Annotated in this window: 24 protein-coding genes and 1 tRNA gene; 8 read left to right on the top strand and 17 right to left on the bottom strand. The window is 64.6% G+C overall.

What is annotated here, in order from left to right; translation table 11 throughout:
- Window positions 1–88, top strand: an 88-nt coding sequence (locus tag FYJ28_RS16780; protein WP_154578246.1) for an IS3 family transposase, incomplete at its 5' end; no start/stop codon positions are given.
- Between the two features lie 71 nt (window positions 89–159).
- Here the strand turns inward: FYJ28_RS16780 and FYJ28_RS16775 are convergent.
- The 4 genes from FYJ28_RS16775 to FYJ28_RS16760 form a co-directional block, all read right to left on the bottom strand.
- Window positions 160–1,515, bottom strand: coding sequence for a DUF4032 domain-containing protein (locus FYJ28_RS16775; protein WP_154580153.1), 1,356 nt, complete (start codon window positions 1,513–1,515; stop codon window positions 160–162).
- A 109-nt stretch (window positions 1,516–1,624) separates the two neighbouring features.
- On the bottom strand, window positions 1,625–2,713 hold the full coding sequence (locus FYJ28_RS16770; RefSeq protein WP_055239866.1) for an ABC transporter ATP-binding protein: 1,089 nt from the start codon (window positions 2,711–2,713) through the stop codon (window positions 1,625–1,627).
- A 157-nt stretch (window positions 2,714–2,870) separates the two neighbouring features.
- Window positions 2,871–3,638, bottom strand: a complete 768-nt coding sequence (otsB, locus tag FYJ28_RS16765; protein WP_154580152.1) for a trehalose-phosphatase — start codon at window positions 3,636–3,638, stop codon at window positions 2,871–2,873.
- A gap of 5 nt (window positions 3,639–3,643) precedes the next feature.
- Window positions 3,644–5,110 carry an alpha,alpha-trehalose-phosphate synthase (UDP-forming) gene (locus tag FYJ28_RS16760; protein WP_055239867.1) on the bottom strand — a complete coding sequence of 489 codons (1,467 nt, stop codon included), beginning with the start codon at window positions 5,108–5,110 and terminating at the stop codon, window positions 3,644–3,646.
- Window positions 5,111–5,279: 169 nt separating this feature from the next.
- Between FYJ28_RS16760 and FYJ28_RS16755 the strand changes: the two genes are divergently transcribed.
- A complete protein-coding gene (locus FYJ28_RS16755) occupies window positions 5,280–6,158 on the top strand; it encodes a DsbA family protein (protein ID WP_154580149.1) in 879 nt (292 codons plus the stop codon).
- Window positions 6,159–6,297: 139 nt separating this feature from the next.
- Window positions 6,298–6,374: transfer RNA gene (locus FYJ28_RS16750), tRNA-Thr, on the top strand.
- Between the two features lie 116 nt (window positions 6,375–6,490).
- Here FYJ28_RS16750 and FYJ28_RS16745 read toward each other — a convergent pair.
- Together FYJ28_RS16745 and FYJ28_RS16740 are read right to left on the bottom strand one after the other, a co-directional pair.
- A complete protein-coding gene (locus FYJ28_RS16745; protein WP_154580148.1) occupies window positions 6,491–6,655 on the bottom strand; it encodes a hypothetical protein in 165 nt (54 codons plus the stop codon).
- A 423-nt stretch (window positions 6,656–7,078) separates the two neighbouring features.
- Window positions 7,079–8,056: a DUF5692 family protein gene (locus FYJ28_RS16740; RefSeq protein WP_154580147.1), complete on the bottom strand. Its 978-nt coding sequence runs from the start codon at window positions 8,054–8,056 to the stop codon at window positions 7,079–7,081.
- A 126-nt stretch (window positions 8,057–8,182) separates the two neighbouring features.
- On the opposite strand from FYJ28_RS16740, the gene FYJ28_RS16735 reads away from it, so the two are divergent.
- Entirely contained in the window at window positions 8,183–8,770 is a 588-nt protein-coding gene (locus tag FYJ28_RS16735; RefSeq protein WP_154580146.1) for a TetR-like C-terminal domain-containing protein, read from the top strand.
- Between the two features lie 388 nt (window positions 8,771–9,158).
- Window positions 9,159–10,073: a hypothetical protein gene (locus FYJ28_RS16730; RefSeq protein ID WP_154580145.1), complete on the top strand. Its 915-nt coding sequence runs from the start codon at window positions 9,159–9,161 to the stop codon at window positions 10,071–10,073.
- Here the strand turns inward: FYJ28_RS16730 and FYJ28_RS16725 are convergent, their stop codons facing one another.
- Together FYJ28_RS16725 and FYJ28_RS16720 are read right to left on the bottom strand one after the other, a co-directional pair.
- The gene (locus FYJ28_RS16725; RefSeq protein ID WP_154580144.1) at window positions 10,074–10,886 is read right to left on the bottom strand and encodes a transporter substrate-binding domain-containing protein; all 813 of its coding nucleotides are present in this window, start codon (window positions 10,884–10,886) and stop codon (window positions 10,074–10,076) included. It abuts the gene before it with no gap.
- 136 nt (window positions 10,887–11,022) lie between these two features.
- Window positions 11,023–11,661, bottom strand: a complete 639-nt coding sequence (locus FYJ28_RS16720) for a LysE family translocator (RefSeq protein ID WP_326831794.1) — start codon at window positions 11,659–11,661, stop codon at window positions 11,023–11,025.
- Between the two features lie 70 nt (window positions 11,662–11,731).
- On the opposite strand from FYJ28_RS16720, the gene FYJ28_RS16715 reads away from it, so the two are divergent.
- Window positions 11,732–12,391 carry a peptidyl-tRNA hydrolase gene (locus tag FYJ28_RS16715; RefSeq protein WP_326831793.1) on the top strand — a complete coding sequence of 220 codons (660 nt, stop codon included), beginning with the start codon at window positions 11,732–11,734 and terminating at the stop codon, window positions 12,389–12,391.
- Here the strand turns inward: FYJ28_RS16715 and FYJ28_RS16710 are convergent.
- Window positions 12,388–13,140, bottom strand: a complete 753-nt coding sequence (locus FYJ28_RS16710; protein ID WP_055239882.1) for a hypothetical protein — start codon at window positions 13,138–13,140, stop codon at window positions 12,388–12,390. The two genes, FYJ28_RS16715 and FYJ28_RS16710, sit on opposite strands and share 4 nt — an antisense overlap.
- Before the next feature lie 164 nt (window positions 13,141–13,304).
- Between FYJ28_RS16710 and FYJ28_RS16705 the strand changes: the two genes are divergently transcribed.
- Entirely contained in the window at window positions 13,305–13,610 is a 306-nt protein-coding gene (locus FYJ28_RS16705; protein ID WP_154580141.1) for a hypothetical protein, read from the top strand.
- Between the two features lie 58 nt (window positions 13,611–13,668).
- On the opposite strand, the gene FYJ28_RS16700 is transcribed toward FYJ28_RS16705, so the two are convergent.
- The 4 genes from FYJ28_RS16700 to FYJ28_RS16685 all read right to left on the bottom strand — a co-directional run bounded on the left by FYJ28_RS16700 (window position 13,669) and on the right by FYJ28_RS16685 (window position 16,280).
- Window positions 13,669–14,052: an RNA-binding S4 domain-containing protein gene (locus FYJ28_RS16700; RefSeq protein ID WP_055239884.1), complete on the bottom strand. Its 384-nt coding sequence runs from the start codon at window positions 14,050–14,052 to the stop codon at window positions 13,669–13,671.
- 14 nt (window positions 14,053–14,066) lie between these two features.
- A complete protein-coding gene (locus FYJ28_RS16695) occupies window positions 14,067–14,984 on the bottom strand; it encodes an HNH endonuclease (protein WP_154580140.1) in 918 nt (305 codons plus the stop codon).
- Window positions 14,985–15,006: 22 nt separating this feature from the next.
- Window positions 15,007–15,297 carry a DUF1540 domain-containing protein gene (locus tag FYJ28_RS16690; RefSeq protein ID WP_055239886.1) on the bottom strand — a complete coding sequence of 97 codons (291 nt, stop codon included), beginning with the start codon at window positions 15,295–15,297 and terminating at the stop codon, window positions 15,007–15,009.
- Window positions 15,298–15,425: 128 nt separating this feature from the next.
- Window positions 15,426–16,280 (bottom strand): hypothetical protein, encoded by an 855-nt coding sequence (locus tag FYJ28_RS16685; RefSeq protein ID WP_154580139.1) that lies wholly within the window; start codon window positions 16,278–16,280, stop codon window positions 15,426–15,428.
- Between the two features lie 160 nt (window positions 16,281–16,440).
- On the opposite strand from FYJ28_RS16685, the gene zapE reads away from it, so the two are divergent.
- Window positions 16,441–17,496, top strand: coding sequence for a cell division protein ZapE (gene zapE, locus FYJ28_RS16680; RefSeq protein WP_195840716.1), 1,056 nt, complete (start codon window positions 16,441–16,443; stop codon window positions 17,494–17,496).
- Window positions 17,497–17,553: 57 nt separating this feature from the next.
- Here the strand turns inward: zapE and FYJ28_RS16675 are convergent, their stop codons facing one another.
- The 4 genes from FYJ28_RS16675 to FYJ28_RS16660 form a co-directional block, all read right to left on the bottom strand.
- Window positions 17,554–18,501, bottom strand: coding sequence for a transposase (locus tag FYJ28_RS16675; RefSeq protein WP_154580137.1), 948 nt, complete (start codon window positions 18,499–18,501; stop codon window positions 17,554–17,556).
- Window positions 18,498–18,869, bottom strand: a complete 372-nt coding sequence (locus FYJ28_RS16670; protein ID WP_055239889.1) for a DoxX family protein — start codon at window positions 18,867–18,869, stop codon at window positions 18,498–18,500. Before FYJ28_RS16670 ends, FYJ28_RS16675 begins: the two co-directional genes overlap by 4 nt.
- Before the next feature lie 76 nt (window positions 18,870–18,945).
- Complete coding sequence (locus tag FYJ28_RS16665) at window positions 18,946–20,001, bottom strand: LacI family DNA-binding transcriptional regulator (protein WP_326831792.1); 1,056 nt, start codon at window positions 19,999–20,001, stop codon at window positions 18,946–18,948.
- Between the two features lie 5 nt (window positions 20,002–20,006).
- Window positions 20,007–20,841: alpha-amylase family glycosyl hydrolase (locus FYJ28_RS16660; protein WP_268235046.1), on the bottom strand; the 835-nt coding region annotated here is incomplete at its 5' end.

The raw sequence follows: 20,841 nt of genomic DNA, 5'->3' as shown, positions 1-20,841 counted from the left end.
CATCGGCTGGTACAACAATGAACGCATCTCGACAAAGCTCGAGGGCCTGAGCCCGGTGCAATACCGTGCTCAGGCCCTCGCGGCCTAGGATCTTATTTGGCCAGTCCAACTTTCGGGGAGCAGTTCATTTGGGCCCGGCCTTCCTGCTGTGCGAAAGACTTATCCCGGTGCGGCACCGCTTTCCAGTATGCGCATGGTCGTTGTATCCGGGTTGAGGAGGATGGCAGCCTCGTCACGCCGGTGGCGCAGCACGGTGTCCAGATAGGACTGCACTGCTTCAGCCAGCGGCACGTTGCGGTTCTCCTTCTCTGACATGTACCACCGGTGCTCGAGCACCTCGTGGACAACCTCTGCCTGCTCCAGCTTGCTGCCCAGCTCCCGCGGCACGGCCTTTACGATCGGTTCAAAGACCTGGGTCACCCACAGGTGGGCGCTAAGTTCCTCATTCATGTCCGGGTGATTGTCCGCCCGGTAGGAGTCCAGGTCATTCAGCAGTCTGCGTGCCTGGTTCTCCTGGGCATCGAGCCCGGTCAGGCGCATGAGTCGTCGCTGGTGGTGGCCGGCGTCGACCACCTTCGGCTGGAGCTGTACCTGTGAGCCGTCCGGGGTGGTGCGGATGGTGAGTTCGTCGACGTCGAACCCCAGGTCATTGAGGCGACGGATGCGTGCGTTCACACGCCACCGTTCACCGAGTTCGAAGGACTCCTGCTCGGTGAGTTCCGCCCAGAGGTTCCGGTAGCTGTCCATGATGCGTTCGCTGGTGGCCAGCGGATCGATGTTCTCTTCGATGAGGCCGCCCTCGGCCAGGTCCATGAGTTCACCTGCGATATTTACACGGGCAATTTCCAAATCGTATTCACGTTGTCCGTTGGACAGCTCCGGGTAGAGCTCACCGGTCTCTGCATCCACCAGATAGGCGGCGAAAGCGCCGGCGTCGCGCCGGAAGAGCGTGTTGGAGAGCGAAACATCGCCCCAGTAGAAGCCAGCCAGATGCAGCCTGACCAGCAGCAGCGCCTGGGCATCGATCAGGCGGGTAAGCGTGACCTCCCGCAGCGTCTGGGAGAAGACGGCACGGTAAGGCAGCGAAAAGCGCAGGTGGCGGGTAACAAGGACCGGGTCCAGTTCATTACCCTGGGCATCCATACGGCCGGTAATGACGGCAACGGGAGCCACGCTGGGCACGTTCAGCCGCCGCAGCTTGCGGAGCATGTGGTACTCCTGCCGTGCCACATGTTCGCTGGTTTCCTTGATCGCGATCAGCGAATCACCCATCCGTGCAAACCGGACGACGTGGCGGGAAATGCCGCGCGGAAGGGCAGCAAGGTTCTCCTTGGGCCATTCCTCAAGCGGAATGGACCAGGGGAGGTCCAGCAGGGCCGGGTCCATCGACGCGGCGGTGATGTTCAGCGAGCCGAGAGGGTCCTTGGTCGCCTCCGCATGGCTCCGGGGAAGTTTGCCCGGCTGATCCCAGTTGGTTGGTTCATCACGCCAGTTGGCGCGCGCAGCATCTGTCATGGGCATCCACGCCTTCTATCGGCTCTGGGGGTTTAAACCAGTGCGGTGACCTTCCCCAGTAGTCTAGATCAGGGGATAGGTCACCGCACGTGAACACTGGGGCTAAAGGCTATGCCTCGTCAGCAAGTCGCTCACCGGTGCTGGTGTCAAAGAGATGCACGTGGCCGGCCTTGGGCCGGACAAACAGGCTGTCTCCCTTGGCCGGGGGCTTCCGTGCATCCACACGGGCGGTGATCTCATGTTCCTGGCCGTCCAGGAAAGTGTGTCCGTAAACGAAGGCGTCTGCACCCAGTTCCTCGACCACATCCACCTCCACCTTCAGGCCTTCGCCCTCGGCTGCAACGTCCATGTCTTCCGGACGGACGCCGAACGTCACGGTGTTGCCCGCGGCGGCGTCGAGAATGCTGCGGGGCACCGGGTACACCGTGCCGCCGAACGTCACGCCGCCTTCGGTGACGGGAAGCTCCAGCAGGTTCATGGCAGGGGAGCCCATGAAACCGGCGACAAAGACGTTCATCGGCTTGTCGTAGAGGTTCCGCGGGGTGTCCACCTGCTGCAGCACGCCGTCCTTCAGCACCGCGACGCGGTCGCCCATGGTCATGGCTTCCACCTGATCATGCGTGACATACACAGTGGTTACGCCGAGGCGGCGCGTGAGGGACGCGATCTGGGTGCGGGTCTGCACACGCAGCTTGGCATCCAGGTTGGAAAGCGGCTCATCCATCAGGAAGACCTGCGGATTACGGACAATTGCGCGGCCCATGGCAACGCGCTGCCGCTGGCCGCCGGAGAGCGCCTTCGGCTTGCGGTCCAGGTAATCCTCGAGGTCGAGCAGCTTGGCGGCGTCGCGGACGCGCTCCATCCGTTCTTCCTTCGGGACGCCGGCAATCTTCAGCGCGAATCCCATGTTGTCCGCAACAGACATGTGCGGGTACAGGGCGTAGTTCTGGAACACCATGGCAATGTCGCGGTCCTTGGGCGGAACATCGGTGACGTCACGGTCACCGATGAGGATGCGCCCGGAATTCACGTCTTCCAGGCCGGCGAGCATACGCAGCGAGGTGGACTTGCCGCAGCCTGATGGGCCGACGAGCACCAGGAACTCGCCGTCGGCGATTTCGAGGCTGAGGTTGTTGACTGCGGGGCGCTCGGTGCCCGGGTACAGCCGTGTTGCTTGGTCAAACGTTACCGTTGCCATGATATTTCCCTTCACGGGCAGGTACGTGCCCGACGATCCGTTGTGAATGGGTGGATGTGTAGTTGTAAAACAGCGTGATGAGCGCCACTTGCTCGCTCACTGCCGCAAGTATGCCATGCCTGTCCAGCGGACAGAAGCAAAACGGGTGTACGGGCGGTTAATTTTCGACGGCGGCGCGGCGCAGTTCGAGCAAATGTTCCAGGACTGCAGCGAATTCGGCGGGCGAATCGACCCGGAACGGGGCAGCAGTGTCCCCGGGGCCGATCTTAATTCCCACGTCTTCGGATTCCAGCGCCTCGAACCCTCGTTCGTCTGTGACATCATCGCCGGCGAAGAAAACGGCCGTTGCACCGGTGAGCTCCCGGAGGGCGCGGATTCCTTCGCCCTTGCTGGTATGCACCACGGATACTTCCAGGACCCGCTTGCCGTCGGTGACCTGCACTCCGTCGAGTTCGCCCAGACGGGCGCGGGCAGCGTCGACGGCTGCGGAGGCTACGTCGTCGGGGGCGCTGCGGGTGTGCAGCACCACGCCTGCAGGCTTGTCTTCCACCCAGCAGCCCGGAGCGTCCTGCGCTACTGAGGTGACTGCCGTGCGGGCCCTGGCCAGGAGTTCAGCCTGCTCCGGGGTGAGCTGCAGGGGAGCAGCGTTTGGCCCGGTCCACGTTTCCGCCCCGTGGCTGCCCACCAGCAGGGTTTCAGGCTCGGGACTGGCAGCCCTGCGGAGGCTGTCCAGTGCGCGCCCGGAGATCAGCGCCGTCGACGTCCGGGGTACGGCAGCGAGGGAACGCAGGGCAGCGGCTGCTTCCGGCAGGGGCCGGGCCTGGTCTGCATGCTCGACGAGGGCTGCCATGACGCCGTCGAAGTCCGTGGCAACCAGCAAATGGTCGGTGGCGGCCAGTGTGGCCAGCGCGGTGCGCAGTTCCATCGTGATCACTGGGCTTCGCCTTCCAGCCGCAGTGCGTTGAGGAAGTTCTGCGACCAGCGCTCGACGTCGTTCTGCAGTACCTGGCGGCGCATCAGGCGCATGCGGCGCTGGGCTTCGCGCGGCTGCATCTGGATGGCGGAGACGATCGCGTCCTTGAGCCGGTCGATGTCGTGCGGGTTGACCAGTACGGCCTGGCGGAGCTGGTCCGCGGCACCGGCGAATTCGCTGAGCACCAGCGCACCCGTGTTTTCAGTCCGGGCTGCCACGTATTCCTTGGCTACCAGGTTCATGCCGTCCCGCAGTGCGGTTACCAGCATGACGTCGGAGGCCAGGTACAGCGCCACCATCTCCTCCACCGGGTAGGAGTGGTGGAGGTAGCGGATGGCGGTGTTGGACATGGTGTCGTAAGTGCCGTTGATCCGGCCGACGGTTCCCTCTACCTCTTCGCGCAGCAGCCTGTACTGTTCCACGCGTTCGCGGCTGGGGCTGGCAACCTGGATCAGTGCCGCGTCCTCAACACTGATCCGTCCGTCTTCGAGGAGCTCGCCGTAGGCCTTCAGGCGGTGGCTGATGCCCTTTGTGTAGTCCAGGCGGTCCACACCCAGCAGGATCACCTTCGGGTTACCCAGTTCCCGCCGGATCTGCTTGGAGCGCTCAATGATGTCTTCGCGCTGGGCGAGTTTGGTGATCTGCTCAACGTCGATGGAGATCGGGAAGGCCTCGGCCCGCGACACGTAGGTGTCTCCGTCCTCGGTGGTGACGTGGACCTGCTGCTGGCGCACCGAGTGCCCGGCGAAGCGGCGGACGCAGCGCAGGAAGTTCGCGGTGTCGCTGGGTCGCTGGAAGCCGATCAGGTCGGCGCCCAGCAGGCCGGCAATGATGTCCTTGCGCCAGGGCAGCTGGGCGAAGATCTCCAGCGGAGGGAAGGGAATGTGGTTGAAGAATCCGATTTTCAGGTCAGGGCGTGCCTTGCGGAGCATCTGCGGGACCAGCTGGAGCTGGTAATCCTGCACCCAGACCGTGGCGCCTTCAGCAGCAACTTCAGCTGCGGCTTCGGCGAAACGGCGGTTAACCGTGCGGTAGGAATCCCACCAGGTTCGGTGGAACTCCGGGGGAGCGATCACGTCGTGGTAGAGCGGCCACAGCGTGGCATTGGAGAATCCCTCGTAATAGAGCTCGACCTCTGAGGCACTCAGCGGTACCGGACGCAGGTGCATGTTTTCGTGGTCAAAGGGTTCAAGGGTCTCATCGGGGGCGCCGTGCCATCCCACCCACGCGCCGTCGGCCTTTGCCATGACCGGAGCGAGCGCCGTCACCAGGCCACCCGGGGAGCGCCGCCACTCGTCACTGCCCTCTGAACCGTTGTCCGCTACGCGGTCCACGGGCAGGCGGTTGGAGACCACTATGAAGTCGTAATCGCCGTACCCGTCCGTTGAATTCTCAGTCTTCGATTCAGCGGCAACAGCGTTCACCTTTTGCACTCCTAAGTTGACTTGTTTGTTCGCCACTCTATCCAACGGGGGAACCTTTGTACCCACTCAAGGCGTTGTGGGTGGGGGAGCGGGGATATCGTAGTCCCTGGATACCCCTGTGTACGCTGATACCGCCGTGAGGGCGGCCGCTTGAGAGACAGAAGGAAATATGAGTGACCGGAACCCCAAGCAGACCAAGGCCGAGCGCCAGGCCGTTGCCCGTGAGAAGGCACGTGCCCTGCGCGAAGCGCAGCTTAAGAAGGAGCGCCGCAATAAGCTGCTGACCCGCTGGGGCATCGTCGCGGGCATCGTGGCCGTGATCGTCATCGTTGCTGTGATCGTCATTAACAGTGTTCGCGGAGACATCCCCGACGCCGGTCCTGCCCCGGCGAACGGCAACATCAACGGCGGTTTCACCCTGACCTCCACGACCTCGCTTGAACCTGCAGACACCGGAGAGGTCGACGTCAATAACCTCCCCGAGGCCACCACGACCAACGAAGCCGGCGACACCGTTCCCGCCGGCGTAGAGGCCGCTGCTCCGGGCGAACCGGTCCAGATCGTGGAGTACGTGGACATCAACTGCGTTCACTGTGCCGACTTCTCCGCCACGTACGCTGACCAGGTGCAGACCTGGCTCGCCGCAGGTGAGGTCACCCTTGAATACCGCACGGTTGCCTTCCTGGACCGCAACTCGCCGACCAACTACTCCTCCCGCGGCGCCAATGCCGCTGCCTGCGTTGCCGACACCAACCCCGAGTCCTACTGGGACTTCATGAAGGCCATCTTCGCCCAGCACGCCGCGGGTGAAGTCAATAACGCTGCCCTGGTGGACATGGCCGAGTCCGTGGGCGCTACCGAGGCCGCTGACTGCATCGAGAACGACGGCTTCCGCACCTACGTCAAGTACGCTGACGCCGTGGCCCGCGCAGCCGAAGTCGGCGGCACCCCCACCGTCTACGTCAACGGTTCCGAGGCAGACCTGAACTCCTTCGTGGAAACGGTCCAGACCGCTATCGACGCGAACAACGAAGAGGCTTCCTCCTAGATCCTGCTTCGCCCCAGCCGCGTCCGCCGGAACGAACCATACCTGGTTTCGTTCCGGCGGGTGTGCTGGGCTAATCTTGTCTAGCGCTGTTTTGTTGTTTGTGGATAACGACGGCGCAGGGCCGGGCGATCCGGTCCACGCCTCCTTAGCTCAGTTGGCCAGAGCACCTGTCTTGTAAACAGGGGGTCGCCGGTTCGAATCCGGCAGGGGGCTCCATGCAACCCCTTCTGATCAGGCATCACGCCCGATCAGAAGGGGTTTTCTTGTGGACGAATAGAGGCAAAAAAAGAGGCCCCGCCGATACCGGCGGGACCTGCTCTTTGTGGTGCTGACTACCCGAAGGTCGTCTGCACGGTGGAGAACTCCGAGAGCCCAAGCCGGTTCAGGACGAACGGCACGAGACCGATGACGGCCAGGACACCGGAGAGTATCCAGAGGGCCAGTTTCCGTTTCTTCGACTCGCGCAGCTGGGTCGCCATCGCAACACCTGCGACCACCAGTAGAGTCTCTCGTCTCTGGTCTGTCCCATTTGCTTACTCATCGGGCCAACCACAACGCATGCGTTCCTTTCGGCTTTCGAGGACGATCCCCCATCGCACCGGCGACGCTAGCGAAGGCCCGGGCCTGATCTCAAAGCCACAGGCTGTTTCTGCCCAAAGGGGCCCTAACCTCCCGCAGGGGGTTGTTATCGCCCGGCCGGCCCGCTTAGGGTCCGAACGCGGCGAGCGGCAGCTGGGTACCAGCCGGCCAACCCTGACCTTTCTGACACGGGTGCAGTAAACACACGTGAAGCCTGTGGTCCGCAGGGAAATGATCTTGGCACGGTGCCCCCTACGCAGCAGCGCCGTGGCCGAGCCGGTAAGGCTCGACCACGGCGCATGGTGTCTGCGGCACCGGCCGGAGCCGGTGGCATCGCGTTCTTAGACGGTGACCGTTCGGTCCGTCCCGTGGGACCCGGGCAGACCGGCCGAAGAACCGCTCGGCAGGTTAGCGCTGCGCACTTCCTGGTACTGGGGCAGGTGGGTGTACAGCTCGTCGCGCAGCGGGTTGCGGTGCCGCTTGAGAATGGTGAACACCTGGTAGACAGCGACGGCGATGTTGGCCGCCAGGGAGATGGCCGACACGACGAACAGCGCGGTGGGGTTGTGTGAGGACTCGACGGCGAACGGCGAGGTGCTTACGAAGGTCGGGACCGCCATGGTGAACATCATCCACAGCGCAAGGGTGTGGGCGCGGTGCTGCAGCCACGCACCCTTCTTGATGAAGAACGCGGGGATGGTGCAGGAGATGAGCAGTGCCGCACCGGCGTAGAACGAGTGGTCACCGACGCAGTTGTAGACGTAGGCAAAGTTCCACAGGTCGTAGGCGACGATCCAGAACCACATCATGTCAGGCCAGATCATGTCCTTCGACTTGTCGCTCGAGACGATGATGCCCGTCCAGCCGCAGATGGTGAGCAGGTTCAGGATGCCGGCAATGGCATTCATGTAGTTCCACGGACCGCCGACCATGAACACGCCGTCGTGCATGCCCTGCAGGCCCGCCACCTCGAAGTCGCGGATGACTGCCTCGGCGATGTTGATCGCCAGGATCAGCGCAGGGAACAGAAGCATCCAGCGGTTCTTCGCCAGGCGCGGGACGTACCGGATCAGCATAAAGCCCAGGCACCCAAGGAGCGCCGAGTACACCTTCACCCAGTGGAACCAGGTACCTGTGGACGATCCGTCTCCGGCCGTCGTCGGCCACACAAAGACGGTCAGCAGGATGGGCAGCGCCACGAAGAAGGCCAGACCGGCCCACTTCCAGCGCCGTGTCACCTCATTGAGCGCAATGAGGCCAACCAGGACGACGCCGAACATCGCCCAGGAGTACCAGGGAATCGATTCGTACAAGAACATCTAGGGACCTCTCCTTAGCAGCCCGGTGTAATTTGTGCCTTCGGATTAAAGGTAAAAACGCCCGCGCCCCGGGTCATTAGACAGGTGGTGCGATGTGTCCAGTCAGGCGCGGTGTTACCTTCAGGCATGACCGATGAGGCGTCCCAGGCGAAGCGTTCTACGGATGCACGAGCAGCTCTCGCGGCCGCGCTCAAGGCCCGTCTGCGAACTGAGCCCCTCGACAAGGTGACAGTCACCGAGTTGGTACGGGACTGCGGGCTGACGCGGCAGGCGTTCTACTACCATTTCCCGGATGTGCGGCAGCTTGCCGTCTGGGTGTTCGAGACAGAGGTAGCCCGGCAGGTCCGCACATTCGCGGCGGAGGTGGGCTGGGCGGACGGGCTGGTGCGGCTGCTGCTCTACATGCGCGAGAACCGTTCGTCGACGCTGGGGGTGCTCAACGGGGTGGGACAGCCCGGGCTGGAGCGTTTCCTGTTTAGGCAGATGCGCCCCATCACCGAGGCTGTGATGGACCAGGACGGCGGCGGGCCGGCAGACCCCGGGGACCGTGTGCTGGTGGTGGACTTCTACACCTCGGCCGTGCTTGCCGTGGTGCTGCGATGGGTCGCAGAGGGCATGGAAGAACACCCTTACCGCGTGGTCGGCGATCTGGAGATCATGCTGCACGGTGCTGTGCGCGAGTCCGTCCGCCGGCTCGATGCGCGGCGGCGATGACAAGGCTGGAAAGGGTCTATGGAAAAACCGGACCACCGACCCGTTTTTGATATCCATTTGTGTCCTAAAACGGCGCAGCCAAATGTCAATGTTCGCTATTCTCAATGTGGAACAACGCACAGACTCAAGCGCCGGGCCGAAGCCGGTGATTTCCATGGGGGTGGAGTCACCGGCTCCGGGCCGGCACCTGTTTTTTAAGCGTGAGTGGAGCTGTTCCGGGCAGGCGGGGCCGCATCAGGCCTATCGCGAGCAGTAAACGCGCAGGCAGCGGTACCCTTTCCCGATGGGGAATCAAAACTATGGGGGACCTCTGCAGGAGCCCGCTGATCTTATTCATACGATCCGCGCTATGGAAAGTCAGGGGATACCGCAGCCAAAGCTGTACATCATGACCGTGCTTCAGGCCGCCAAGGTGTACGCCGGCTACGGAGAGACGGGTGAAGGCCGGGCATTGTGCGAAAGGGCCTGGGAATTCGCTGAATCTGTTCCCGCACTTAACCACGACCGCGAGGTGGCAGTCCACGTTTACGACGCCGGATGGGACCACCGCCGGCCCCTGGACCCCATGTACCTTACCGGGGCATTCTTCCTCGCGGTCGAGGAGTATGGTCCGGGCAGCGCATGGGTGCCATATCTGATGCGGGAACTGTACTGGTACTTCCAGGAAATTTCGGACTGTGATGAGTTCGGATCCCTGAAGAAACGGGACGAGGACCGGGAATTGGCCGAAGACGTGCGCCAGGTAGCCATGGCGGCCCTCGGCGGGTTCCCCCGGGGAACGAGTCATCCCGAACGCTGCCAGCGCAGCGACGTCGCCGGCTATGCAGCGCAGTTCCTGTATCTGGCCGGTGACGATTTGTGCCGGCACGCACTCCAGGAGTGGCTTGCCGGCCCGGTTAGCGGGTATGAATCCGGCACGGCCCTCGTGAACTTCCTGCTCAGGCTGGAGGCCTACGGGCCGGCGCGGGCCGCGGCGGAACGAACGTTGCAGACAGTGGAAGCCGATCCCGACTCGACCGGTGCCGAGAAGGCCAGCGTCCTTCTTGACGTTGCGTTTGGCATCGCCATGGCACCGGATGAACCTGGACTGGAGAGCCTGCCTGAGCTGGAGAAGCAGATCGGCGCCTTGGCACACGGTCCGTTCACTGAAGGCCAAGCACACGTACTTCAGGAAAAGCTCTATCGCTACGTGATTCAGCGCCTGGACGAGGGCGGAGAAGGGCAGCCGGCCCGGCTGGCGATGTTCGGCCGGCTGCTCTTCAACCCGTTCACCGAAGGCAGCACCTGGACCCAGGGCAGCTAGCTATCCCCACCAGGGTTCCTTGGCAGCGTCGTACGTGCCGTCATTCTCGGCGAGGTTCAGCCACTGGTTGACGTACTCCTGGAACACCGTGTCCCCGAGCGGCAGCAGGTAGGCCTTCTGCGAGAAATTGAACGGGTTGTCCGGGTCCACGGCGCAGAGCTCCGGGTATTCGTTGGCGACCCACTTCACCTCAGCGGCGTCGGTGGTCATCACATCCGCTCTGCCGGCGACGATTTCATCGAAGATCGTGTTGTTGTCCTCGAAACGGATGATCTCGCCGTCGGGGTAGTGCGTGTCCGCGAAGATCTCGTTCGTGCCCCCAATCGGGGTGATGGACCGGACGCCCGGAGTGTTGATCTCCTCCACGGTGTCGTAGAGCTCTTCCTTGCCGCAGAGGGTGATCGGGGTCTTGCCGTCGTCCAGGACCGGGTCCGTGTAGAACGCCTGCTCGGCGCGGGCCAGGGAGATGGACACACCGCCCACTCCGATGTCACAGCCGGCCAGGAAATCGGGCATCAGGTCTTTCCAGCTGGTCTGCACAAACTCGACGTCGACGTCCAGCCTGGCTGCGAGGTCCTGCGCCATGGCAATATCGATCCCGCTCCACTCACCGGTGTCCGGATCCTTGTAGGTGAAGGGCCGGTAGTCGCCGGTGGTGCAGACCTGCAGTGTTCCGCGCTCGGTGATCTCAGCCAGCCGGGAATCGGTGCCGGATTCGTCAGCGGAGGCGGGCGGCTCCTCTGACGCGGAGGCTGTGCATCCGGTGACCAGGAGGGCAGCCGCGGCAAAAACGGGCAGCAGGCGGTACTTCATGTATTGCTCCTTGTCTCGTGGGGGCGAAGCGTCTTTGCTCCGTCCCACCAGACCTAGCAGGAGGTGTGGGGTGACGTCTGCCCTAGTCAGACGCACATAGGGGGTGCGATGCCGTTTTGTTACCGCCGGGACGGCGCTAGTGCTTTATGGCCAGGGACGTGCCGAAGCCCAGCAGGGCGAGTCCTGTCAGCCGGTCCGTGATCTTCACCGACCGCGGAGCCTGCAGGGCCTTGCGGGCCAGATGAGCGGCCGAAATGATCAGCCCGAACCAGACAACGCTCAACAGCACGTGGATTCCGGCGAGGGCCAGGCCCATCAGCAGGGGCGAGACCCCGGCAGGCATGAACTGCGGAATCATCGCAATATAGAAGACCCCCACTTTGGGGTTGAGCAGGTTGGTGCCGAGCCCCTTGGCCCACGCTGTTGCCAGCCGTTCACCGGCCGGTGCCGGAACACCGTCCACGGGAACCGGGAGATGACGGCGCCGGAAGGACTTCCACAGCAGAGAAGAACCCAGCCACAGCATATAGACGGCTCCCGCGAGTTTTAGCGCAGTGTAGGCAGCCTCTGAAGCGGTGAGCAGTGCGGAAATACCCACAGCGGCGGCGGCGCCCCAGGCGAAGGCACCGGTGTTAATGCCCAGTCCCGTGGCAACGGCGTGCTTCGGGCCCTGGCTGATGGCCGACCGCAGCACCATGGCAGAATCCAGGCCCGGCATGATGGTCAGCAGGACGGCAACGGCAGTAAAGCCGAGAAGAGCTTGTTCAACACTCACCCGCTCATGGTAGCCGGGCCTGCCGGCGGGCTGTCCGCGGGGCGGGGACACGGCATGGGAAACTGGGGGAGTGGAACCCAGCGATACCGTCCAGCCCATCCTTCTGCGCGTGGACAAGGAGGATCCAGCGGCGCATCGTGATGCTGTGGCCGCTGCTGCCGTAGCCTGCGTCCTCGCGTTCGCGCACAGGAACAGTGACGACGCATGGCTGGACTGGGTCCGCGGACGGTTCACCAAGACCGTGCGCCGGGCCGGTCCCAAACCTTTTGCGAAGCTCACCGCCGGGGCGCCTTCGGGCACGGTTGTTATTGGCAAGGCCGAGGCTGCGGCATTCGAACCCCAGCGCTACGCGGACATGCCGCGTGCACTGCGTTCCCTGCAGGTATCAGGTACGCAGCTGCCGGCAGCCGAACCCGCGCCTGCTCAGCCCGGTGCGCCTCTGATTGTGCTGAATGAAGACTTGGCCATGTCCACGGGAAAGGCGGCGGCGCAGGCCGCCCACGCGCTGCTGGCCTGGTACCTGGAGCTGGCACCGGAACAGGCAGCGGGGTTCGCTGAATGCCCTGCGGCGTTGGTTGCCGAACTGCCGGGGGAACGGTTCCGCGAATTGGCCCGGCACCCCGGGAACGGGCCCCTCATCGTGGATGCGGGACTGACAGAAATTGATCCGGGCTCGTCCACTGCCTTCGTGGCCGCGGGAGAACTCCGGGTTCCCGCCGCGGAAGCCTAGGAAGCTACCTTGTGGGCACCGATCCGCCGGGCGTCCCGTGCACGGGCGTCCAGGTCTGCGGCCGCCGGTGCGGGCAGATCGATAATGCCGCGCAACGAGCGCCGCAGGCTGCGGTAGGCACCTTCGACCTCAGAAGGTGAGGCACTGCCGTCGAGCAGCAGGTTCAGGGATGCGCGGGCTGTGGCCAGCTTGCTGCGCTCCGCGTCCGTCAGCCGGGACTGCCCGCAGCGGCGGGCGTAGTTTTCAGCGGTCTTGAACGCCACTTCAAAACGGTCGACGGCGAGGTGCAGGCGTGCCGGGTCAGCGTCCCGCTCAGCTTCGCGGATGTCCTGCATCGCGACGATGACCTCACGGATCACCGGATCCGTGTAGTCGGTCATGACCGGGTACTCGATCAGCAGCGAAACATCGGTTTCATAGCGCGACCACGCTACCAGTGCTGCGTCGCGGCGCAGCTGTGCGGCCTCCAGGGACGAGGCTGCAGCGGCAGCCCGGGACAAGCGGTTCCGGCGAGCCCGGAGCAGTCTGGCGGATTTGCCCGCGCCGATGCCCAAACCGGTTAGCGCCGCTATGCCAAGCGGAGGCACGGCGAACGCCAGTACAAACGTATATCCCGGAGGCACAGCACCCCAGATGGCCCATGCAGCGAAGGAGAGAAGGGCATAGACACCCAGGACCGCCAGACCTGAACCGAGGGCGAAAAGAACAAGTGCTGCCGCAGCAATCCTGCGGGCTACTCTCTTCAGCATGCGGACAGGATAGCCGCTGAAGCTGGGATACGGCAGGGAACCGGGGAATGGGGGTTGGGAGGCTAGCACCCTAGGCACGGCAGCCACACGGGCGCGCAGAACTTGCGCAAGAACTGTGCGTATCTTGGGCTGAACTTGCGGGACGGGTTCCTAAGCTTGCACGCATGGGGACTTACAACACACTTTCACGCAGGAGAACGTCCAACGATGTGCTGACTCCGCAGGCCGGGGCGCCTGCGGGGATCCGATGGGTACATGCCAGCCGCCGGCAGCAGATGCCACAGCGGCCGGTACTGGGAGACCGCCAGGTTTACATCACCCGTCGGGGCACTGTCTTCCACTCGGCGTGGTGCCAGGTGGTACAGCGGACCTGGGAGTTCAACCGTCCGACGCTGCAGGTCTGTGACCAGGGCGAAGTCGGTGAGCGCCGCCTGTGCCGCTCCTGTGCGGCGGAATCCCGCCGCCATTAGACCGCCCGCCTGCACCGGCGGAAATGCGGTCGCAGCATTGTGCCGGGTTAGCGCGCGTCTAGCGGGCTCCCCGGAGCCGTTCGAGCTCCCGCCTGTCCTTCTTGGTGGGGCGCCCGGTACCGCGGTCCCGCTGCGGTATGCCCAGTGCCGGCGCGGCGGGGCGTTCAGGAGTGTGGTCGGTATAGAAGTGCGACGCCGCCTCGGCGCCGACGCGTTTGGCGATCAGGCCCCGGACTTCCAGGATCCGTTCAAACCCTGGCTGGCGCACACGGATGGTATCCCCGGGCTGGACGGGCTGGGCAGCTTTGGCTGCGTTGCCGTTCAGCTTCACATGCCCGGCCCGGCAGGCGGCTGTTGCTGCGGAGCGGGTCTTGTAGGCGCGGATGGCCCATAGCCATGCGTCGATGCGCACGGTCTTGGAACTGCTGTTCGGAGTGCTCATGGTGATTTCCGAGTCTAGTCTGCGGCCTTGCGGGCAGCCCAGTCGTTTTCCCGGCCGCCGAGGCCGAGGAGGGCACGGGCATCAGCCTCGGCGCGCAGCTGTTCAGGACCCGGGGATGCCACATGTGCGGCATGGGGAGATACTCCCTGCGCAGCGAGCATTGCCCGGAGCTCAGCCGGGCTGAATGGGTCTGGAAAACCGGAGTGGGCCATTGCATGGCAGTTTCCGCACAGCGGAACCAGGTCCACCGCGGCGTCCAGGTCGTAATCATCCGTTACCAGCCTGGCCGGCACTATGTGGTGCACCTGCATGATGCCGGCGCCTTCGCGGCCGAACACCGTCTCGGGATCAAATCCGCAGACCGAACAGGACGGCCCGTAGTGCGCCAGGGCGATCCGTGCGGCGTCCGGGTCTGATTCGTAGCGGCTGGTCAGTGACCAGCGCACGGCCGCCTGCGGAAGCGATCCCGGAAGCAGCGCCGGGCCCAGCCCGTTCGTGCTGCTGACGTTCCGGGCCCAGGCATGACGCAGATCGGTTTCCGTGCTGCTGTCCAGGATGGTGAGGTCACCGCCGCCGGGACAAAGCCCGGCGAGCACGGGAGGCAGATGCACCAGGGGAATGTGTTCCTCCAGGGGCAGCAAAGCATCTATATCGATGTCGACCAAGACGGGCTGATCCCTTTGGCCACGGCGGTCCTCGTCATGGAACCCGTACGGCGAGGACACAACAACGCCGTGGCCGGCCACGCCCGCGCGCTCACCGGGAACGGTGAACCAGACATCGGCGCCCGCTTCGAGTTCTTCTGCAGCCCCGGAGATGTCCCACACCGCGCGAAAGAATCCGGACTCCGCTGCGCCGGCTGCCGCCGCTTGGTAATCGGGCTGCCATACCTCCGGCCAGACGGGGTCCCAGCCAAGCAGCGCGGCGGTCAAGGGGCCTCCCGGGGTGAAGGAATCAACGCGGCTGGTACGTGAGGCAGTCTGCCAGCTCGGCACCCGGTCCCACACGCACGTCATGCGCGTCGCACATCAGGTGGTCGTTGTAACGGCATTCTTCACGCTGGCAGGCGCCCACGGTCGCCAGGACCTTTGGGAGTCCGCCCGTGGCGGAGGTATCAATGAACGTTGCGCAGCTGGCGTGGTCCTTGGCGCCGGCGACGGTGATGGCATAGGCCGTGCAGCCGTCGTGGTTGAAGTCGCAGTTGTGGACCGAACAGTCGGATACGGGTGCTACATGGTCAGTCATGGTTCCTCCCGTGCTTGGTGCCGGATTGGATCGTGCCCGAGATCCGAACGTACCACCCCTAGGCGCGAATAATTAGCACGAATTTCTTAGGCGTAATTCGGGCGGGCTGCGACGGGCGTGCGGCGTGGCTACAGCCGCACAATCGCAACGGCGAGGAGGACCGCCGTGACAGTCAGGGCCAGCCGGAGCAGGAATGAAGCTTCGGGATACGTGCGGCGAAGCGCGTGGGGAAGACCGTCACGCACCGGCCAGGACCGGGCGTCGCACCGGATTGCGAGCCCGGTATAGATGATGGCCCCGCCGACTCCGCAGAGGGTTGTAAGCACCCCTACTAAGGGACTTTCGGTGATCAGGCCACCGGACAGGAGTACGCCGACCGCCAGCCCGAGTGCGCTGCCGCGGCCAACAAAATCGAGGTACTTCGCCATCGCGGGAAGAAACACTCCCAGGAAACGGCGGGTGGCGCCGGTTCGAAGCAACTGGCCCGCTGACTGGGAATAGAGCCGTCTCGTGGCTGCCAGTTCCTTCAGGCTGTCCGCAGACGTGACCGCGGCCTCCACCTGCCGCAGCGCTGCACCGACGAGTTCTGCCTGCTCGGAAACCAGGGCAGGACGCTTCAGCAGCTGTGCCAGGGCCCCGGCAGCGCGTTGCCGCTGGCTGCTGCCTGGGCGGGACTGCCGCAAACGGTTCACCTGACGGAGCCAGCTGGCATCGGATGTGCGAATACCGAGCCTGGGGTCGGCGACTGCAAGAGTGAGCCGGCGGGCGTAGGAGGCGGCGTGGTGCGCACCGGGCCCGGCGGTTCTGTTGTTCAACACGTCCGCCCGTTCGGAGACCAGCTCAAGGTACCGGTCCCGCAATGCGGGAAGCCCGGTGTTGTCCCAGCACGCCCGGGCGACGATTACTATGCCGAAGACCGCTGAAACCAGTGCAGTTGCCTGAATGACCGTCCAAAAGTCCAGGACCCCTATTAGCTCATTCACGACTCTTAGCAACTCCTGCACGGTTCCCCCAGATCACTCCGCCAATCGGGAACAGCATTTCACGTTCCGTCTCCCGGGTGGGCGGGAGGGACCCGGCGGACGTAACAGAGCGAAGATGAACTGTTTTTGAATGGGACGTGGGCCCCGGTATAACCGTTCTATGACCTCCGTGCCTGTTGAGATCCTGACTGACACGCTGGTTCGCACCGCGGCAGAACAGGGAATTGAGCTCGACGACGCCCAACTGGCGGTGCTTCCACTTCTGGCCCGCGCAGGCGCCTCCGCCGTCTCCGGAGGTGGGACGGCCTCCGGCAGCTCCCTGTATCTGTGGGGTCCTCCCGGACGCGGAAAAACCTGGCTCCTGGACGCCTTCTATGAGGCCGTTCCGCTGGCCGAGAAGAGGCGCCTGCACTTCCACGATTTCTTCCGCGAACTGCATGCCCGGACTTTCGCGGGATACGGCAGGAAAGACTTTGCGCAGCAGTCCGCGTTTGCCGCCGGGCTGGACGCACTGCTGGGGGATGCCCGGCTGCTGTGCTTTGACGAGTTCCATGTCAACGGTCCCGCTGACGCAGCGTTTGTCACGCGGCTGCTCCGGCAGGTGATCGAGCGCGGGATCGTGCTCGTGGCGACGTCGAACTACGCCCCGCACGAACTTCTGCCGGACCCCATGTTCCACCACCTGTTCGAACCGGGGATAGAGCTTCTCACCACCCACCTGCAGGTGGCAGCCCTGGACGGTGAGCGGGACTACCGCTCCGCCGCGCCGCGCGGAACCTCCGGGTTCGCCGCCGGACACCATCTGCGTGCACCGGATGCCGCGGCCTTGGAAGCGGCGGGACTGCGGTATCCAGCCCCGGAGGAAACAGCAGTGCTGACGCCCGGAACGGTGGCATTGAAGGCAGCCCGTGCCTCCGGCGGGCAGATCTGGTTCGACTTCGCCGAACTGTGCGGCACCCGGTCAGCGGCGTCGGACTATCTGGTGCTGGTCCGGCAGTACAGCCACTGGGTGGTATCCGGTGTTCCGGACACCACCCGCGAGGACCCGTATGCCTGGCAGCGCTTCGGCAACCTGGTGGATGTGCTGTACGACGCCGGCTGCCGCCTGGATGTCCTGGGATTCAGCGACTATCGCGGAAGTTTCCCGGGTATCGCCCACCAGATTGATCTTGCCCGCATAAGCAGCCGCTTCGGCGTGCTTTCCGCGCCGGCATAAGCCCGGGTTCTGGAGCGGTTCGCTCGCAGGGGTCTGCGGCACGCATCAGGCTTGGACTCAGCGCAGCCCGTCCAGTTTTGCTTCCGCCTTTTCAACTGCCCGCCGGGCGGACCGTGCCTCGCGCCGCGCCGTGTCCCGGGATCGTTCCAGGGCGCCGCGGCGGCGGTCGACGGCGCTGACTTCGCGCTCGAGTTCACGGATCCGTTCGCGAAAATCATCAATCTCGTCCGTTAGGCCGTCGCGGAGCGTGACCTGTTCCTCCACTTCGGACTGGACACCGGCGAGCCGCCGCTCTGCCTCCCCGGCGGCTTCACGGGCGTCCGCAAGCTCTTCCTCGGCAGCGCGCAGGGCCTTGGCCCGTGCTGCTTCCTGCCGGCGGGAAGGCTCCTTTGCCGGCTCCTTCCCTGCACCCCGGCTGGCCGACCCCCTGGCGGAGCCGGACGCTGCTCCGGAAGCAACCAGTGGTGAGGCTGTGTCTGGATCCGCCACCGCGCCGTCGAGGTCCACCGGCTCCCACCCATTGGCTTCCAGACCCCGGACAAGGCGGCCGGAGGCCAGGGCCGCAGCGGCTTCCGGGTCAGTCATGGCGGCCCAAAGAGTCTGCTCCACCTCAGCGGCCACTGCGGCGCTGACGGGGTTGCCGAGTTTCTCCGCCAGCTCCCGTGCAGATGCTGCCAGGGCCCGCAGCATGCGGTGCCGCTCAGAGTTGAGCCGGCGCAGTTCCCCGCGGTCAAGGTCTGCCTGCGCTTCGCGAAGTGAGGCACCCAGTGACAGGACGCTTGATATCGCTTCGCTTTCCTCACGGACCAGCATGTTGGCCAGCCATGCCGCAGCCGACGGTTTGGGCAGCGCTTTCAGCCGCTTGCCCAGCTCAGCGTCCCCGGAACTCTTTGCAGCGGCGGCCTCCTGGTTCCGGGCAGCGGTAAAGCTCCCCGGCAGCAGGCTGTACAGCCGGGTGACTGTCTCTGCAGGTCCCGGCGCGGCTGGATCCTTGGCCGGGTTCATCCCGGATACGGTCCAAACCGGCCAATAGCGATGAAGACATTCATGGCCAGCAGGATGGCGGGCAGAGCAACACGATGGCGTTCACCCCGGCGAACGTGGACGGCGACGGCTCCGGCCATCATCAGTGCCAGCGCGGAGGCAGCGATCGGAGTGAGGATGGGGGCGACGTCGGACGCTGCAGGCAGAATCAGGCCCAGCGCACCAAGGATCTCTGCCACGCCGATCAGCTTGACCGCCCAGGCAGGGAAGTCGGCAGGCCAGCGCAGCACCCGCACCAGCTTTGTGTAGGACTGGACCAGGCGCATGACTCCGAGCCCGAAGTACAGCAGGGCCAGGACGATCTCCGCTACCCACAGAAAAACCAGCATTGACGATCCTTTACCCCCGTTCAACGCCGGTGAACCCGGCATTATTATCCTATCCAGCTGTAGGGGAACGGCACAGCTACGGAGCAGCCGAACCCTGGGATCCGCGCGGCACCGCTGTACTGGACCTAACTACAAACTCCGTGGGGTAGAAGCCCTCCATCAGGTCCCGTCCCACCTGTTGCTTGCGCAGCAGGGCAAGGACGGCTCCGACGGCGGCGGCGCCCTGCCCGGAGGGGTCCTGGGCGATAGTGGTTAGTCCGAAAACTGCGGACAGCTCATGTCCGTCGATGCCAATGACGGAGATGTCCTCCGGAACCCGGAGCCCCAGCTCCCGCGCTGCGAGGATTGCGCCCACCGCTATTTCATCGGCTGCACAGAAGATTCCGGTGACTGACGCGGCCGGGTCTGCCAGCAGGGCCTTGGCCGCGGCGTACCCGCCGGCCACACTGAATTCGGAACTGCGCAGCCAGTGGGGTTCAACACCCAGCCCGGCCTCCGCCATCGCATGCCGGTAGCCGTCCTGCCGGGTGCTCCCCATCCGGAAGTCCCGCACAAGTTCCTCACCGCCGCCAATATGGGCAATGCGGGTATGGCCCAGCGAAATCAGGTGCCGGGTAGCCAGGGCGGAGATGCTGAACTCATCGACCCGGATGGTCGGAGTCTCCGGCAGCGGGCCGCCGATTGCCACGATTGGCTTGCCCACCTCGCGCAGCTGGCCAAGTTCCTCTTCGGTCAGCCGCAGCGCAACGGTAATGACGGCGTCGAGTCTCTTGCGCTGCAGCATCTCCTTCAGGACGCTCTCGCGGTGGCCCGGTCCGTCAGAGGTGTTGTAGAGGGTGAGGTCGTAGCCGGCCTCGATCAGGGCTGACGCAGCGCCTTCGAGGACCTGGGAGAAATACCAGCGCCCCACTGTGGGCAGCACAATCCCGATATTCCGGCTCCGGCCGGAGGCCAGCGACGAGGCATTGTAGGAAATAACGAATCCCAGTTCCTCGGCGGCCGCCTGGACCTTTCGGCGTGTGGCGTCCGAAACCCTTCCGTTGCCGCTTAGGGCACGCGAAACAGTTGCCGCCGAGACTCCGGCACGGGCGGCTACTTCCTTGATGCCAGCCCCGCGGGGCCGCTGTTCCACGGTGTTCAGCCCAACCGAATCCACACGGAGGTATCCGGGGCCAGGAAACCATTCGTGCCTGCCTCCGGGACGCTGCGGACCAGCACCTCACCGGCAGGCAGTTCCACTGCTTCGGTGCCCATGTTCATCAGGGCCAGGATGTTGCCGTTGACCAGCGAAACTACGCCCTTGTCATCATGTTCAGGCCACCAGCCCAGTGACCCGTGTCCCAGCGAGAGGTCCCGGCGAAGGGACAGCGCCTCCCGGTAGACGTTGAGCGTTGAGTCCGGATCCCGGGCCTGCAGGTCACGTGACAGGTCCTTCCACTCGTCAGGCTGGGGGAGCCAGGACTTCCCCGTGCTGCTGAAGCCGTAGGAGGGTGCGTCGGCGACCCAGGGCAGGGGCACACGGCAGCCGTCCCGGCCCAGGCGCTCGCCGCCGGTGCGGTGGAAGGTGGGGTCCTGCCGGTGCCCATGCTCGAGCATGGTGTGGTCCGGCATCCCGAGCTCTTCGCCCTGGTAGAGGTAGACGCCGCCGGGCAAGGCGAGCATCAGCAGGGTCGCTGCGCGTGCCCGGCGCAGGCCGAGGTCATGGTCCGGCTGGGTATCCTCCGGTCCCAGGCCGTCTCCGGGCCGGGTGTGCCCCTCGGCCTGCCCGAAGCGGGAGACGTGGCGGACGACGTCGTGGTTGGAGAGGACCCAGGTGGTGGGGGCGCCGACTTTGTCGAAGGCGTTGAGGCTGGTGGTGATGATGCGGCGTAGTTCCTCAGGGTTCCAGGGGTGGTGGAGGTAGGCGAAGTTGAAGGTTTGGTGCATTTCGTCGGACCGGACCCAGTCGGTGAGGCGTTCGAGGGGGTCGATG

It is taken from the genome of Arthrobacter sp. BL-252-APC-1A (assembly GCF_009696625.1).
Taxonomy (GTDB): Bacteria; Actinomycetota; Actinomycetes; order Actinomycetales; family Micrococcaceae; genus Arthrobacter_B.
This window is presented reverse-complemented; position numbering and strand designations above follow the sequence as displayed.

What these genes read in the sequence shown, in the direction of transcription:
- FYJ28_RS16775 (WP_154580153.1), bottom strand. Translation starts at nt 1,515, where the DNA reads ATGACAGATGCTGCGCGCGCCAACTGGCGTGATGAACCAACCAACTGG.
- FYJ28_RS16770 (WP_055239866.1), bottom strand. Translation starts at nt 2,713, where the DNA reads ATGGCAACGGTAACGTTTGACCAAGCAACACGGCTGTACCCGGGCACC.
- otsB (WP_154580152.1), bottom strand. Translation starts at nt 3,638, where the DNA reads ATGGAACTGCGCACCGCGCTGGCCACACTGGCCGCCACCGACCATTTG.
- FYJ28_RS16755 (WP_154580149.1), top strand. Translation starts at nt 5,280, where the DNA reads ATGAGTGACCGGAACCCCAAGCAGACCAAGGCCGAGCGCCAGGCCGTT.
- FYJ28_RS16740 (WP_154580147.1), bottom strand. Translation starts at nt 8,056, where the DNA reads ATGTTCTTGTACGAATCGATTCCCTGGTACTCCTGGGCGATGTTCGGC.
- FYJ28_RS16735 (WP_154580146.1), top strand. Translation starts at nt 8,183, where the DNA reads ATGACCGATGAGGCGTCCCAGGCGAAGCGTTCTACGGATGCACGAGCA.
- FYJ28_RS16730 (WP_154580145.1), top strand. Translation starts at nt 9,159, where the DNA reads ATGACCGTGCTTCAGGCCGCCAAGGTGTACGCCGGCTACGGAGAGACG.
- FYJ28_RS16725 (WP_154580144.1), bottom strand. Translation starts at nt 10,886, where the DNA reads ATGAAGTACCGCCTGCTGCCCGTTTTTGCCGCGGCTGCCCTCCTGGTC.
- FYJ28_RS16710 (WP_055239882.1), bottom strand. Translation starts at nt 13,140, where the DNA reads ATGCTGAAGAGAGTAGCCCGCAGGATTGCTGCGGCAGCACTTGTTCTT.
- FYJ28_RS16705 (WP_154580141.1), top strand. Translation starts at nt 13,305, where the DNA reads ATGGGGACTTACAACACACTTTCACGCAGGAGAACGTCCAACGATGTG.
- FYJ28_RS16700 (WP_055239884.1), bottom strand. Translation starts at nt 14,052, where the DNA reads ATGAGCACTCCGAACAGCAGTTCCAAGACCGTGCGCATCGACGCATGG.
- FYJ28_RS16690 (WP_055239886.1), bottom strand. Translation starts at nt 15,297, where the DNA reads ATGACTGACCATGTAGCACCCGTATCCGACTGTTCGGTCCACAACTGC.
- zapE (WP_195840716.1), top strand. Translation starts at nt 16,441, where the DNA reads ATGACCTCCGTGCCTGTTGAGATCCTGACTGACACGCTGGTTCGCACC.
- FYJ28_RS16675 (WP_154580137.1), bottom strand. Translation starts at nt 18,501, where the DNA reads ATGAACCCGGCCAAGGATCCAGCCGCGCCGGGACCTGCAGAGACAGTC.
- FYJ28_RS16670 (WP_055239889.1), bottom strand. Translation starts at nt 18,869, where the DNA reads ATGCTGGTTTTTCTGTGGGTAGCGGAGATCGTCCTGGCCCTGCTGTAC.